The 15,210-nt window shown below is 32.2% G+C and carries 14 protein-coding genes; 5 read left to right on the top strand and 9 right to left on the bottom strand.

Features of this window, described 5'->3' with window-relative positions:
* Positions 1 to 165: 165 nt before the first annotated feature.
* From JOC75_RS24210 to JOC75_RS07560, 3 genes are all read right to left on the bottom strand, one after another.
* Positions 166 to 294 carry a hypothetical protein gene (locus tag JOC75_RS24210; RefSeq protein ID WP_275580263.1) on the bottom strand — a complete coding sequence of 43 codons (129 nt, stop codon included), beginning with the start codon at positions 292 to 294 and terminating at the stop codon, positions 166 to 168.
* Positions 295 to 564: 270 nt separating this feature from the next.
* Positions 565 to 1,221 (bottom strand): hypothetical protein, encoded by a 657-nt coding sequence (locus tag JOC75_RS07565; protein ID WP_338036555.1) that lies wholly within the window; start codon positions 1,219 to 1,221, stop codon positions 565 to 567.
* A gap of 334 nt (positions 1,222 to 1,555) precedes the next feature.
* Positions 1,556 to 2,506, bottom strand: a complete 951-nt coding sequence (locus tag JOC75_RS07560) for a GGDEF domain-containing protein (protein ID WP_204953393.1) — start codon at positions 2,504 to 2,506, stop codon at positions 1,556 to 1,558.
* A 541-nt stretch (positions 2,507 to 3,047) separates the two neighbouring features.
* Between JOC75_RS07560 and JOC75_RS07555 the strand changes: the two genes are divergently transcribed.
* Entirely contained in the window at positions 3,048 to 4,145 is a 1,098-nt protein-coding gene (locus JOC75_RS07555; RefSeq protein WP_239589308.1) for an ATP-binding protein, read from the top strand.
* A 47-nt stretch (positions 4,146 to 4,192) separates the two neighbouring features.
* Here the strand turns inward: JOC75_RS07555 and JOC75_RS07550 are convergent, their stop codons facing one another.
* Both JOC75_RS07550 and JOC75_RS07545 read right to left on the bottom strand, forming a co-directional pair.
* Complete coding sequence (locus JOC75_RS07550) at positions 4,193 to 4,594, bottom strand: hypothetical protein (RefSeq protein WP_204953392.1); 402 nt, start codon at positions 4,592 to 4,594, stop codon at positions 4,193 to 4,195.
* A gap of 283 nt (positions 4,595 to 4,877) precedes the next feature.
* A complete protein-coding gene (locus tag JOC75_RS07545) occupies positions 4,878 to 6,164 on the bottom strand; it encodes an NCS2 family permease (protein ID WP_204953391.1) in 1,287 nt (428 codons plus the stop codon).
* A 287-nt stretch (positions 6,165 to 6,451) separates the two neighbouring features.
* Between JOC75_RS07545 and JOC75_RS07540 the strand changes: the two genes are divergently transcribed.
* From JOC75_RS07540 to JOC75_RS07530, 3 genes are all read left to right on the top strand, one after another.
* Positions 6,452 to 7,102 carry a glycoside hydrolase domain-containing protein gene (locus JOC75_RS07540; protein ID WP_204953390.1) on the top strand — a complete coding sequence of 217 codons (651 nt, stop codon included), beginning with the start codon at positions 6,452 to 6,454 and terminating at the stop codon, positions 7,100 to 7,102.
* A gap of 165 nt (positions 7,103 to 7,267) precedes the next feature.
* The gene (locus tag JOC75_RS07535; RefSeq protein WP_204953548.1) at positions 7,268 to 8,173 is read left to right on the top strand and encodes a chemotaxis protein; all 906 of its coding nucleotides are present in this window, start codon (positions 7,268 to 7,270) and stop codon (positions 8,171 to 8,173) included.
* A gap of 159 nt (positions 8,174 to 8,332) precedes the next feature.
* Positions 8,333 to 8,887, top strand: coding sequence for an HD domain-containing protein (locus JOC75_RS07530; RefSeq protein WP_204953389.1), 555 nt, complete (start codon positions 8,333 to 8,335; stop codon positions 8,885 to 8,887).
* A gap of 68 nt (positions 8,888 to 8,955) precedes the next feature.
* Here the strand turns inward: JOC75_RS07530 and JOC75_RS07525 are convergent, their stop codons facing one another.
* From JOC75_RS07525 to JOC75_RS07510, 4 genes are all read right to left on the bottom strand, one after another.
* Positions 8,956 to 9,435, bottom strand: a complete 480-nt coding sequence (locus JOC75_RS07525; RefSeq protein WP_204953388.1) for a YkyB family protein — start codon at positions 9,433 to 9,435, stop codon at positions 8,956 to 8,958.
* A 259-nt stretch (positions 9,436 to 9,694) separates the two neighbouring features.
* The gene (locus JOC75_RS07520) at positions 9,695 to 11,224 is read right to left on the bottom strand and encodes an HD-GYP domain-containing protein (RefSeq protein ID WP_204953387.1); all 1,530 of its coding nucleotides are present in this window, start codon (positions 11,222 to 11,224) and stop codon (positions 9,695 to 9,697) included.
* Between the two features lie 146 nt (positions 11,225 to 11,370).
* Entirely contained in the window at positions 11,371 to 12,672 is a 1,302-nt protein-coding gene (locus JOC75_RS07515; protein ID WP_204953386.1) for an MFS transporter, read from the bottom strand.
* Between the two features lie 98 nt (positions 12,673 to 12,770).
* Positions 12,771 to 13,265, bottom strand: coding sequence for a L,D-transpeptidase family protein (locus JOC75_RS07510; protein ID WP_204953385.1), 495 nt, complete (start codon positions 13,263 to 13,265; stop codon positions 12,771 to 12,773).
* 345 nt (positions 13,266 to 13,610) lie between these two features.
* Here JOC75_RS07510 and ppx point away from each other — a divergent pair, with 345 nt between their 5' ends.
* Positions 13,611 to 15,140, top strand: coding sequence for an exopolyphosphatase (ppx, locus tag JOC75_RS07505; RefSeq protein ID WP_204953384.1), 1,530 nt, complete (start codon positions 13,611 to 13,613; stop codon positions 15,138 to 15,140).
* Positions 15,141 to 15,210 lie beyond the last annotated feature (70 nt).

The following is a 15,210-nucleotide window of genomic DNA, read 5'->3' as shown; positions in this document are numbered from 1 at the left end:
GGCTCTGTTAAACTTTGTTGTTGATTTCCGTTACAGGCATTCGCTTTCCTGGGAAAAAAGTACCTTTTTTCCTAGGGGAGAATAATGAAAAATCCCAATTGCTGGCTTTTTAAAAGGATAATTCTTCCTAGGTCCGGGAGCCTCCATGTAAGTTGTGCTCGTTTATTATTTTGTTCTTGGATGAGTTTTTTCTGCTTTTTTATTAGTTGGAGAAAGCTCTTTTGCAATTTCAGGGTCTGTAATAGACTTTGCTGTTTGTAACCCAGACTTTGTTTTTCGATTACGTTTGGTCATGTGTAAAAACCTCCAAGCGAGTTTTTTGATGCAAAAATATTATTTACTTTTCCAGTTGCTTTTATTTTTGAAATTGCTACCAATAAGAAAGGCTTAAGCTCTATGGTAATTACTCTACATACTGAGTAAAAGTGAGAATAGAGAAAAAACGTAGCCAACAGAAAATCGATGATAATTTATCGTAGGAAGATAAAGGCATATCTTTATTTACTGAACTTATCAAAAAAGAACCGAAGTGAATTCGATTCCTCAAAGAAAAAAACTATATTTTTATCTACAACTAAAAGAACGGATACGGTCTAAATCAATTCCAAAGTAATCCCAACGGTATTGTCTTCGACGCCAACGGTATCCTGCAACAGAGTTTCTCCCAACAAAAGTAGGATAAAACCAAAAACCACGACCATTGTTTAGGCGTATATAGGTGAAACGATAAAGACAACCACGTATTCCACCAGGATCAACTGCAAAAGCTTCAAACTGATTTTGTTGTGCTGGTGGTATGTCACTAGGCGGTGGTCCTTGTGGAGGTCCTTGCCCGAATCCTGGATCAAAATCGCCTTGACCAGGTCCTTGCCCAAATCCTGGGTTAAAGCCCCCTTGGCCAGGTCCTTGCCCAAATCCTGGGTTAAAGCCCCCTTGGCCAGGTCCATACCCGAATCCTGGGTTAAAGCCCCCTAGACCAGGTCCATACCCGAATCCTGGGTTAAAGCCCCCTAGACCAGGTCCTTGCCCAAACCCTGGGTTAAAGCCCCCTTGGCCAGGTCCTTGCCCGAACCCTGGATTATAATCACCTTGGCCAGGAAATCTAGCGTGATCATTACTGAATTCTACCGATTCAATAGATTCTTGTGGATACATACCTTGATTGTTGATTGGCTGGGAACCATAATATTGCCCTGAAAAAAGATTGTTATTTGGATACATATTAAATTCTCTCCCCTCATTACTTTCAAATTTACATTATGCAGTTTTTATTTATAGGTGAATGTCCTTTTGAAGAAAGAATGAAGATTAAAAAAGAGCCCATCACATTGGGCTCTTAGACAGTTTTACAAACGCTCGCTTTCTTCGTTACAAACCTTGCTCAGGTTGTGCTCCTTAACCAAACAGAGCAACTTCGCTTCTCAAAAAGCTTTTGGCTTTGAAAGTCAAGCGTTTCCAATCAGTTAGAGGAGTTTATTAATTATAAGTTTGTCTAATTACTGAGAGACTATCAGATGTGTCACTTGTGGGAAGAATTGATTTAGAATGCTAATATTTAGTAACAAATATAGCAGCTCCCATCTATTTCTTTGCATTTTGTTTTTACTTCTGCAGCTATTTTACTTATATCTTCTATTGAATGAAACACATTTTGCTTATTTGTCACAACTGCAATTGAAAGAGAGACTAAGGGAACGTTACTAAATTGCCCGTTTCTACTTTTGGTGTACACAAATTTATTTTTCCAATCAATTTCATTATAATATTGTTTTAAACGAATATCGAATTCTGTTATTAGTAACTGAGAAATTTGCTGATAATAAAAGTGAGGCAATATAGCAACAAAATCATCGCCACCTATATGCCCTACAAAAGAGGAGTCATAGTTGTTTAATAAGACGTTCTTACTTAATAAATTTGAGATCTCCTTTAATAGCAGATCACCCTTTTTAAAACCATATGTATCATTATATTCCTTGAAGTGATCCAGATCGATATATAAAAGAGAAAATTCCCTATCTCTATTAATCAGATACTCCGAGATTTTTTCCTCGATCAAAACATTACCAGGTAATCCAGATAAAGGATTTGTATACATTGCTTGATTTACTTGCTCTTCTGCAAGTTTAATGAGTAAGTTTTTTATACTGACAATTCCTTGTAGGTTACCATTCTTTGTTACAACAACATAATCATATAAGTTAGCTTGTTCACGATCCATAGCTAAAGAGCTTACCTTTGTAATTGGATCAAAATAGTCAACAAGTAATGGTTTAGTGTCCATGACCAATTCAATGGGTCTTCCCATAAACAAATCAAATCCATACTTTACAGAGATTTTTTTGTAAAATTGAGCTTTCATAACAAGACCTATAGGTTTATTATCTTTGGCAACTACAATTCCTTCAAGATTAGGTTGTTCTTCAAAAATAATATTTACGTCTGAGCTTTTCGTTTTCAAAGTAACAACAGGTACGTTTTCTGATATATCTCCTATACTTAACATCTTCAACGACTCCAATATACTTAGGCTTAATACTTACTCCTATTTTACTATATTGATTTCCGAAATTTTGTTAAGAAACTGTAAATTTTATAATAAAGGAGAATCGTGGAGCATTTATAGATCTTTTTACTTATAAAAAACACTTGAAACATTCGGTTTATTGTACTAGTTAAAGGGTAATGATTTTTGTGTTTATGCTAATCCTTAAAAATTATTAGGTTTTACAATTTACTGGTTTGCGTCGCTACATAAAAAATTGGTATTCTATATTTATCTTTTCAGCAAGTAAAATGTGTACCTTTTGTTGATATGGTGCAAATAGTGAATACTAGCAGAATTATAAGAAATTCTTAAAAATTGAGTTCTTTGGAGGTAAACTTGTTATCATTTCAATCATTAAACCACTAATTGTTAACGTTACAATTTTATTTTCACTTACTTTTAATGCTAATTTATTTTTACCGTTTCAGAAAAACTCTCATTTATCCTTCAAACAAAATGCCTTATAGGGTATATAAGTGCTTTTGGAGCAACACTTTGTATGGCATATCCAATAGAAACTTTAGGTGAAACAAATTTTGATTTAAGAATGATTGCAATATTAGTTGTAACACTATATGCAGGGTGGGTTCCTGGCTTAATTACTGTTATTATCGTTTCAATAATAAGGATAATAATAGGTGGAACATTTTTGCATATTGGTATACTTGTTTCAGTTACAGCTTTTATCATTGCCTTAATATTTAGAAGATGGTTTCATTCATCGACTTTACGTATTCTAAAGGCTTCTTATATTGCTCTTATTTACTTAATAATCTATATTATCATTATTTATTTTGTTGTTTCCTTTCTTGAACTGAACTTCTATATTGTGTATTTCATTGCTTTTTTTGTAACATTTATTTCAATCATATATATAATTGAAACGCTAATTAAATTTAATAAGCAATTTGATGAAATGGTTTATATGGATAAGCTAACAACAACAGGTCAAATGGCTGCTTCAATTGCTCATGAAATTCGTAACCCTATTACAACTGTTAGAGGATTTATTCAATTTATGCAACAGGACACAAGTGATGAAAAACTTAAGCAGTTTTCACCGCTTATCCTAGAAGAACTTGATCGAACGAATATGATCATTACAAATTATCTTAAATTAGCAAAGCCTGAACCATATGAACTTTCTAATGTGAATATTGACAAGGTATTAATGGATTCAATTGAATTATTAAGACCTTTAGGAAACTTTTCAAATGTAACACTTGAATATGATAATGCTGAGAATTGTTATGTAAAGGGTGATACCCAGCATATCAAACAATCATTACTGAATGTTATAAAGAATGCAATTGAATCGATCGATAAAAGAGGCGTTGTCAAGATTTTAAATTTAGTTGATTATCAAAATGAAGTCGTCACCATTATTATTAAGGACAATGGAAAAGGCATGACAAAAGACGAACTAAAACAAATTGGGTTACCTTTTTATACCACTAAGACAAAGGGGACCGGATTAGGAAGCATGATTACTAATCGACTGATCAGACAAATAGGCGGAACAATTAATTATGAAAGTGAATTAGGAAAAGGGACAACAGTAACAATAACTTTTCAACTTGTCTCAAAAAAAAGCTGACAATTTGTCAGCTTTTTCAGTAACTCTTTCATTGTTTTTTTTCCTACTTATTGTTTCAAAGGTTCAACTTGCTTAGAACCTAAATCTACCATATACCATTGCTCGCTATTTTCCTTTACATTATTAACTGAATAAACATGTATAATGTAGTGGTTTTCTTCTTTATGATCATACTGAACAACTAAATTTTCATCTCTGTCAATTTTTTCTTTGACTAAGTTTTCAGCTAATGACTGTCTTATGGATTCATTCGTATTTTCTTCTAATTCAATGATATCTCTTGACTTAACTAACATTTCATCATTACTATTTGCTTGATTGTTTCGAGTTTCAAGTATTTCAAATTCATTATTATTAGTTCCTTGATTAGTAACATTATTTGCTCCTTGGTTATCATTATTACAAGCTGTTAATGATAATAGAGCAATTAATAAGATAGTATGTCTCATAATTCACCTCACAAATTAATAATTTTTTAGAGATAATGCTCATATCTCTTTATATTGTGAAGTTTATTATTGATTTTTATACAAAGGATGTTAATGAAAAGTATATTATTTTAAAGCTTTACTGATCGATAAAAGGTACTATCGGGAAGAATAGAAGAACTAAACTAAATACAGTTACGTTCTCTTATTTTGAATAAAAGTCAACAAAAAATGGGTTTATCCTAACAGATTTGTTAGGATAAACCCATTTACTTTTAGAAAATGGTGGTAAAAGCCAAAATAATTAATGCAATGAATGGAAAATGAAATTTAATAAAAATAATAATGCAATAAAATAAAGTGGCATTTTTACTTCATGTGTTCTTTTTAAGATAATTTTAAGTAATGGATACATAATAAACCCAAAAGCCATTCCGTCAACAATACTATAAGTTAATGGGATTAACGCAATGATTAAAAAAGCTGGGAAGCTTTCACTGAAATCGTCCAGATCTATATGCTTTATGTTTTGGATCATCAAACTTCCTATTAAAATTAATATTGGAGCAATTGCACTATCTGGTATCACTTTGATAAACGGTAAAAATAACAACGAAGTTAAAAAAAGTGTACCAGTTGCGATAGAAGTTAATCCTGTACGGCCTCCAGCCGTTATACCTGCAGCTGTTTCCACTGTACTTACAGTTGGACTTGATCCAAAAACACCAGATGTTATTGTTGATAAAGCATTTGCTTGTAGTGATCTTTTATACGTTTTAGGTCGATTTATCATATGAACTTGACCAAACACTAACCCTATATTTTCAAAAACTATTACCATTGTTAATGAAAAGGTAGCAGTCCAAAAAGTTAAATCAATCAAGCGCTCAAACGACATCGCTCCTAAGACATCAAAATAGGAATGAAATGCATCAATTGTGTTTGTAGTTGAATCAAACGAAACACCACCAAACATTGCAGCAAGAAGAGTACCTAAAATGATACTAATCAGGAAGTTTCCCGGAATTTGCTTCGCGAATAATGCTACAGTTATGAGCAATGTAATGATTGTTAATAAAACACTTGTTTCACTAAAATCACCTAATGCAACATATGTATCTTCACTTAATACAACTATTCCACCTTTTTGGAGACCAATAAAGGTGAGGAAAAATCCAATTCCGACTGTGATTGCTTCCTTCAATGAATGTGGAATCGACTCTGATATGATTGTTGCAAGCTTTGTAAATGCAATAATTGTAAATAAAATACCAGACACAAAGACAACAGCTAAACCCTCTTGCCATGTTAAATCCATTCCAAGGACGATTGTATAAGTGAACAAGGCATTCACACCCATACCTGGAACTAGGATAATAGGCGTATTACCCCATAATCCCATAATAAAGCATCCGGCAATAGAAGTTAAAACAGTGGCAATGATGCCAGCTTCTAACGGAATTCCAGCATCTGATAAAATAGATGCATTCACCACTACAATATAAACAATGGTGAAAAATGAAACTGTTCCTGCAAGAATTTCTGTTTTAAAAGTTGTACTATTTTCTTTTAATTTAAAAAATCTATCCAATGTATACCTTCCTCAAGTGTAACCCTCAACCCATCCCGTTTAATCGAATAAACGATTTACAAGGAGATTATAACAAGAGAGTAACAGAATTGCATTAATTTTATTTATTCTAATATATACAAAAAATTAAGTGATCAGATTAATAGGTTAAAGGTCTTCAGGTATATCATGGCTTTTTAACAAAATAGACATGTATTTGAGGTAGAAGAGCTAAACTTTATGATTTAGACAACCCTTACTTTACATATATATGGTAAGAGCTATTACAGAAGGGTTGTGTATTTTTTATGGCACGGAAAATCTGGGGAGTTGATTCAGCTAATCCTGTGAACCAGGAGCTATATGATTGTGTGAAAAAACATTTTGGAATACCAAAATATTGGGGTAGATCTCTAACAGAATTACAAAATGTATCAAATGGACTAACAAAATCTGAAATAGGGTTTATTAAAAGTAAGAACATTAAGATTATGCCTATATATAATTTGGTTAGAGAAGCTATCGGATATGAAGAAGCTCAATTAGCTGCAAGAAATGCAGTCTTCCATGCAAGAAGACTTGGAATACCAACAGATACTATTATTTTTGCAAAAGTAGAAATGTTTTTTAATGTTGATTCTGCTTGGATAAGGGGCTGGGTGGAAACACTAATACCTTCAGGGTACAAATCTGGCATCTATAATGATCCACTTGAAGGAGGTTTTACTGAAGCATATTGCCAAGCAGTTCATGAAAATAAGGAAGTGGCTGTTCAGTCAATACTATGGAGTGCCGAACCTGATGTAGGAACAACATCAGAGAGGAAAGCTCCGAGGTTTCATCCTGTTTCACCAGATTGTAAAGCCAAGGTATGGTTGTGGCAATATGGGCGTGATGCAAAAAAATGTCCTATCGACACAAACCTTGCTGATGAAAAGGTAATGAATTATTTATATTAAGCTTGGAAGATATCCAAGCTTTTAGGAGGAATTAGGACAAGCTCTTAATTTTTTATTATTATTACTATAATTTTCTTTCAAAATGAAATATCCTCTTTACATTTTCCTAACAATAGCCGATATAATGATTACAGTGTAGTTCTCATGGAAGGATGAATGAATAGTATGGATCAACAAAAAGGTATTTTGCTTGAAAGTGGAACAAATGAACTTGAGATTGTGGAATTTAGTGTAGGTAATAATAAGTTTGGAATTAATGTTATAAAAGTAAAAGAGATAATTCAGCCTTTACAAGTTACTAAAATTCCACATTCTCATCCAAATATAGAAGGCATAATTGATATTAGGGGAGAAATATTACCAGTTGTAGATGTTGCAAAGGTTTTAGGTTTTGGACCTAGTGATAACCAAAGAGATGAAAAATATATTGTTACTGAATTTAATAAAACGAAGGTTGTTTTTCACGTACATTCAGTATCACAGATTCATCGCATTTCATGGGAGAAAATTGAAAAACCTTCTGGAATGTATCAAGGATTTGAAAGTCAAATTACCGGTGTTGTAAAGATTCAAGACGAGATGGTTTTAATGCTCGATTTTGAAAAAATTGTTTTAGATATTAATCCAGAATCTGGTATAAATGTAGATCAAGTAAAAAAATTAGGTAAGAGAGATCGCTCTACAAAAAAACTGGTTGTTGCTGAGGATTCACCTCTGTTGCGTAAACTATTACAAGAAACATTAAATGAAGCTGGATTTGAAGATTTAGATTTCTTTGAAAATGGTAAAGATGCACTTTTATATCTTCAAGCCATTGCAAAATCAGGAAAAGCAATTGAAGATGTAGTCCAGTTGGTAATAACTGACGTCGAAATGCCTCAAATGGATGGTCATCATTTAACTAAGAGGATTAAAGAAGATCAACAATTGAGTATTCTCCCTGTTGTCATTTTCTCTTCGCTAATTACAAATGATTTGCGACATAAAGGTCAAATGGTAGGTGCTAGTGCACAAATCAGTAAGCCTGAAATAAGTGAATTAGTTCAAAAGGTAGATGAATTCATTTTATAAAATCAAACTTAAAAGGTTGTTTGGACAAATCTTGGACATGCAACCTTTTTTAGTTTGAAAAGCTCTATTCACAAACACCCAGTGTAAATAGAAGTAGTTGATGATGATGTGACTTCTGATTTGAGATTTTTTTATTTTTCACCACTAATAGGAGGTTTTATGGATCTTTTAGAGTATGCAAAAAATTTTGCGAAAATTGCACACGCTGATCAAGTTCGTAAAATTAGCTCAGAGCCATATTATGCACATGTTGATTCTGTAGCAAATACATTGCAAAAAGCAGGATTTTCTAGGGAAGTTGTCATTGCAGGGTATCTTCATGATGTAATTGAGGATACAAATGTAACTGAACAAGAAATACTACAACTCTTTGGAAAGGATGTTCTGCAGTATGTTTTAGATAACACTGAAAATAAGAATTTAAGCTGGGAAGAGAGAAAACAGGAAACAATTAATAAAGTAAAAACACTCAGCTTAGAATCGAAAGCTCTTATAGCTGCAGACAAACTAGATAATAGTGAAGATTTACTCATATATTATCGACAATATGGTGAAAAGGTATGGAAACACTTTAATAGAGGTTATAATCAGCAATTTTGGTATTATAACGAAATGGTTAATTCGATATTCTATGGGGTGTTAAAAGATCAAGTACCTGAATTTTTCAATACACTTAAAAAGAATGTCGAAGACTTATTTGGTCACTGCGACTAAGTAAAATATAAAAACGACAAAGAAAAATTCTTTGTCGTTTTTATATTATTGAGGTATAAAATAATTATCTATCTGTAGCTTTCACCTAATCTTTTAAATACCGGCTTTTGGTATGTACGGGATTTGTTAGAATGAATAGTTTGAGGTGTGCTTTGGTCTTCTTTTATACCAACATAATTTTGTAATAGGATTTTTGCTTTTGTTAAAGACATATTCGCCTTAGGGTTACGGTATGTTTGATTTAAGGTTCCTAAATGTGGAAGTTTATCGAAGTCATCCTTTGTAGGAGGCATGTGAAAGTAATACTCTCCAGCAGAAACTAATACATCGGATTGCTGTTGACTAAATTTTGGATTATTTGAAAAATGCAGACCTTTTTTTTGCGCCTTTCCCTCTTGTAGAAGTTTAATTAATGCATTCTTTTTTAATAAATATAGAAATTTGGGATTAGGTGCAGTTTTTGCATGACGGTTAACTACGTAAATAGCTCGAGCGAGGTTTTCTGTTGTTGATTGTTTGGTAGGATCGAGTCGTTTATGGTCGTCCATCGTTTCTCTCCTTTATTGTACACATTAAGTTTAAGTCATTCTTATTTAAATTATACTTAGCGAATAATAAATTGCAAGCTTTAATGATTTTTTTATTGCGAAAATTCTTTAAAATCAATTAATCTCTATTTTTATAGACTGTTTTGTAACTTTCTTAATAGAATTTTTTAATAATAATAAAACATTCCAAATACTAGCCGCGTAGGGGTAGTCTTTTAAACCACCCCTAGTAGTCAAGATTTATCTGGTTTCATTCAAGTTATACACTTTGCTTGTCACGATTATCATTTGTTTCTTCAACATTTTTCTTCATATAATCAATGAAAAGTTGTGCGAAATATGGGTCCCATTGTGTCCCTTTTCCTTCTTCAATAATAGATAAAGCCTTCTGTTTAGGCATTCCTTTCCGGTAAGGACGATCAGATGTCATCGCATCATAGGCATCTGCAACAGCCATAATTCTTCCGAATAAAGGTATGCTATCTCCTTTTAATCCTTCAGGATAACCAAGCCCGTCAAATCTTTCATGATGGTATTTTACACCTGGGATTAATGATTCCATCTCTTCTTTTGGTTGAACCTGTGAGAGTATAGTTGCTCCAATAACTGGATGTGTTTTGATTTCGGTAAACTCTTCTTCTGTTAGCCTTCCGTCTTTGAGTAATATACTATCTCTTATTCCTATTTTACCAATATCATGTAGTAAAGCTGATTTACGCAATAAATCGAGAGTTTCATCATCTAAGTTTGCTTGTTCGCCAATGAGTACTGAGTACTGAGCGACTCTCACTGAGTGACCAGCTGTGTAGGCATCTCTGGCATCTAATGCTAATGCCAATGTTGTAAAGAGACTGTCTAACAGTTGTTTATTAACCGAATCTCTTCTTATAAGTCCACTAACCATTTGGTTGTAACCTGAAATGAGTTTTGAAAATTCATCAGAATAAACATCGTTTTGATAGACAAGTTTACCAAGCTGGATTTGACGCATCCCATCCTCAAGTATTTGAATGGGTTCGGAAATATTATTAAAAAGTAAATAAGCACCATAAAAAGCAAAAAGAATTGAAACGATAATAACAATTATTGCCCAACTCCAATATTCTGTAAGAAGTGGAATGGATGCTTCTGCAAAACGTGCATGAGTTGCCAAGCTAAATAGTAATATAGGAAAAACACCAATGAAAATGGCACTGTACAAAACTTTGCTTTGAATTGAAATGTATAAATGTGAATGGTGTGAAAAGTCAAATTTATATTGTGTTAAAGTTTTTTTGCGAATTGTTATTAATATCGGTTTTAAGGCTTTAGTAGCTAAGTAAAACTCAATAATACTATGCATCCCCGCGACTAAAACAGAAGCTCCAAAAGCGATGCCTATGTAGTAAAGTGGTAATTGAATTAAATCCATCTTTATACATATATAGCTGATAAGCATTGCTGGTAAAGAGAGACCAAACAAATGAGGTCCAAAAATTCGATAAACGGTTAATATAGGTAGACGGTGTGTCTGACGATAAGCAGCTTTTAAATCTTCTAATGAAGAATTTTGTTCTAGAAAAACCTTCTTAATTGGCGATATATGTTTGGAAAATACAATACTCTCTAGTATTAACATGATAAAGAGAGAAATTATAAGAATCAAAAATAAAACAAAGGATTCTTTGAAATTAATGTTTAATGTTGTAAACATAAACAATGCACCAATTCCAAACACTGCCACAAAGGATCCGAATATATAGTTTCTCAACAGGATGATAATAAATTGCTTATATGTTTGTTGGACCATTTGTTCACAACCTTACTAAATTTTAAATAATAATTCTTTCATTATATCGGTTTATAAACAAAATACTTAAGAAAACTATAATAAAAAAGTGTGTGCTTCTCTATTATTTAAAGAAACACACACTTTTCTAATTGTAGATCTGAACATTAAATTGTACGTATATTAGGTTTTGTATTTTTTGTTTTCTGTTTTCGATCTAGATTTCTTTCTTTTTCTTCAAGGGCTCGACTAAGCTTAGGTAAAGTTAATGCGTAAAAAAGTGCAACAATGAGAATAATAATTGCTATTCCGTAGTAAAGATAATCAATTGTTTCAATTACTTTTGGGAAAATCACAGCAATAATACCTAGTGTCATAGACTGTGCTAGCATCATAAGAGGATCAATCCATCCACTAACTCTTCCCATTAACTTTGGATGAACAATTTTAGGCATCCAGCCACCTATAGCAATATTAATAGGGCCTAAACATGTACCAATTATGAAAACAATACCAAGAAAAATCGAAATTCTATCGGTAAAGCCTAATAGAAATATCAGTAATCCAGTTACAAAGATAGGAATAACCATAAGCTGATGTGGTTTAAATTTTGACGAAATAAGTGTACCAATACCACTTCCTGTTAAAAGCCCGAGTCCAAGTGAAATAGCAATTATCGAAGCATACCATTCATAATTATCAGGTGACAGTTCATATTTCATAGTGAACATCGGTAAAATTGCAAAAGCACCATTGAACAAGCCAAAAATGAAAAAACCAAATATTAGAGAAGCTAATAACTTATTTTTAATTATATAACTAATTCCCTCTTTAAAATCACTAACAGATGATTTAATACTTAAATCTTTCCATTTAACTTTTCCATTTGGAAGCCTAGCAGCAAAAGGGATGTGACAGGATCTTATTAATAAAGCTGAAATAACAAAGCTAATAAAATCCACAATGATAGCTCCATGAATTCCTACTGTTTTATAAATAGCTGCTCCTATACCTACTCCAAATACCATAAAAATACTAAATAGCATTTGATTAAGCCCAGCTGCTTGTGCATATTGTTCTTTGCTAAGAATACCTTGGACAAGGCTGTTTTCTGCTGGGAAGAAAAATTTAGTTACGGCACTCCGTAAGAATAAAACAAAAAATATAAAAGGAATTGAACCGGTAAATAGTGCGCCAAATAAAACCACTGTTAAAAACGCACGTATCCAATCACAGTTCTCTGCAACTTTTTTACGATCAAACCGATCAGCTACAACACCAACAATAAAAAAGACAAGTATTGTTGGTAAAGAATACATAAGTTCAGCTAGTGTTGCATAAGAAGGCTGATGACTAAAATGATCTAATAAATAAAAGGCGAAAGCCATATTTCCTATTGTTGTTCCCATCTGAGAAAAAAGTGCTGCATAAAATAGTTTAACAAAATTTGGATTGCGAAATATTTTCATGAATACGCTCCTTAAATTGCTTCGTCCATTGCTCTAATTGTCATTATAAGGGAATAATTACCGTTTGAATATGAAATTAAAGAAAACTTAATAATTTCTTAAGGTGAAATTATTACTTTTGTTCCATTAGGTACAATTGATGAAAGCTCAAGTACATCTTTGTTATGCATTCGAATGCAACCTAGAGAAACAGCTTTACCAATAGAATTTGGGTTGTTTGTACCGTGTATCCCGTAATGGACTTTAGATAAACTCAACCACATTGCTCCAAAGACACCCCCAGGATTAGGCTGGCGATTTACAATAACATATTCCCCAGTTGGAGTAGAAGTCGCTATGCTTCCAACAGCAATAGGATAGATCTTACTAACTTGTCCTTCCTTTAGAAGTGTTAAACGTTTTTGTGTTAATGATATGGAAATTTTATAGGGAATAGTGTTTGGGTCAGGAATATTTGGAATAAGAATTTGTTGTCCTATGTAGATTTTGTTTGGATTCGTGATATTGTTAGCTGTAATTAAATTAGTGATTGAAGTGCGATAGTCCAATGCAATTGAGTTTAACGTTTCACTAGATTTAACAATATGAATCATGTTACTCACCTCAAGGATTTTATTAGTGTAGATATTGTTTTGTATAAAATATTTCAGGAAATACTGAATATACCAAATGTTTTAATATGTTATAATTTATCTTGTTGAAAGTTTAATTTATTTAGAGAAAAAAATTGTCTCAAGGCTTATAAAGCGTCTATACTCTGTGGCTTAAAAAAGCTTAAATATGAAAAATGAATTGTTTAGAATGATAAAATAGATTTCTATTAGGGTTTATTTTATGTGATGTAACAGAGCAGTAAAATATAATATTACAGAAGCAAATGTTTGAGTACAGCACTTAAAATATATATAAATTCCATTAAATAGGTAAGGGTGTTGGATGTGAATCAAGAAAAATATGCAATCATTGATATTGGCTCAAATACGATGAGATTAGTCATTTATTTACGAGAAAATAGTGGGAGATTAAAAGAAATTGAAAATGTAAAAGTGGTTGCACGCCTACGTAATTACCTATCAGATGTTGAAATACTAACAGACAAAGGAATCGAAATATTAATTGAAACATTGCAAAGCTTCAGCGAAGTAACAAAACATCATAATTTGGAAGATGTAAAGTGTGTAGCAACTGCAACAGTTCGCCAAGCTAAAAATAAGGATGAAATTGTTAAAAAGGTAGAAAAAGAATCTGGATTAATAATTCGGGTTTTATCAGAGTATGAGGAAGCATATTTTGGGTATTTAGCGGTTGTGAATACAACTCCATTTGATAGTGGCATTACGATAGATATTGGAGGAGGAAGTACTGAAGTAACTTATTTTGCAAAGCGGGAGCTTTTGAATTATCATAGTTTTCCATTTGGAGCACTTTCTTTGAAAAAACAGTTTATTCGTGGTGATATTCCAACAGATGAAGAACTAGAGGAACTAAAAGCATTTCTATTAAAACAATTTCAAACTCTTGAATGGCTGAAAAATAAAAAAATGCCTATTATTGCAATTGGAGGAAGTGCACGAAATCTTGTTCAAATTCACCAAGAATATATAGGATATCCAATCGCAGGTGTACATCAGTACATGATGAGCTATCAGGATATATCTAATGTGGATCAGTACTTACATACATTATCATTTTCCGAATTGCAAAGAGTAGAAGGGTTATCAAAGGACAGGGCAGATATCATTATACCTGCGATCGAGGTTTTTAAAAATGTAATGAACATTGTGAATACTGACCAATTTGCATTGAGTAGAAAAGGCTTGAGAGATGGAGTCTTCTTTGAAGAATTAACTAAAGACATCGGAATTTCAATTTTTCCAAATGTAATAGAAGAAAGCTTCTATGAATTAGCAACAGATTATACGATTGACTTAAACCATGTTTTTCATGTGTCAAATTGTGCTTTGAATATATCACAATTATTAAATGAAATTGGACTTGCTTCAATAAATCGAGAAGATTCATTTTTACTTAAACGTGCCGCTTTTGTTTATAATGTCGGCTCTTATATCGATACTGAAGCAAGTAGCCAACATACATTTTATTTATTAGCCAACCGGACGATTGATGGTTTATTACATAAAGATCGACTTATTATAGCTCTAATTGCTTCATATACAAGTAAAGCGGGCTTTAAAAGATATGTAAATCCATATTTAGATTGGTTCACCAAAGATGAGTTAGCAAAATATAGACTTTTGGGAGCAATTGTGAAATTAGCTAATAGCTTAAATGCAACAAGAAGAAATATTATTAAAAATATTAGTATCAAAAATGAAAAAGATGAGCTTGTATTTGATATTACTTGTTATAAAGATTGGAAACCTGAACAATATCAAGTTGAAAAACAGAAGAAACATCTTGAGAAATTATTAAAAAAATCTATAACTGTTCACTTTCAAAGTGAATAGAGAATTAGGACTATAATTTACGAAAAAAAGTCTTTTATTATCATGAAATTACGACATTTCTTATCATCTT

Origin of the sequence: Metabacillus crassostreae, from assembly GCF_016908395.1 — a bacterium.
In the GTDB taxonomy this organism is placed as follows: domain Bacteria; phylum Bacillota; class Bacilli; order Bacillales; family Bacillaceae; genus Metabacillus; species Metabacillus crassostreae.
The sequence above is the reverse complement of the archived record's forward strand: the minus strand, read 5'-3'. Positions and strand labels throughout refer to the sequence as shown.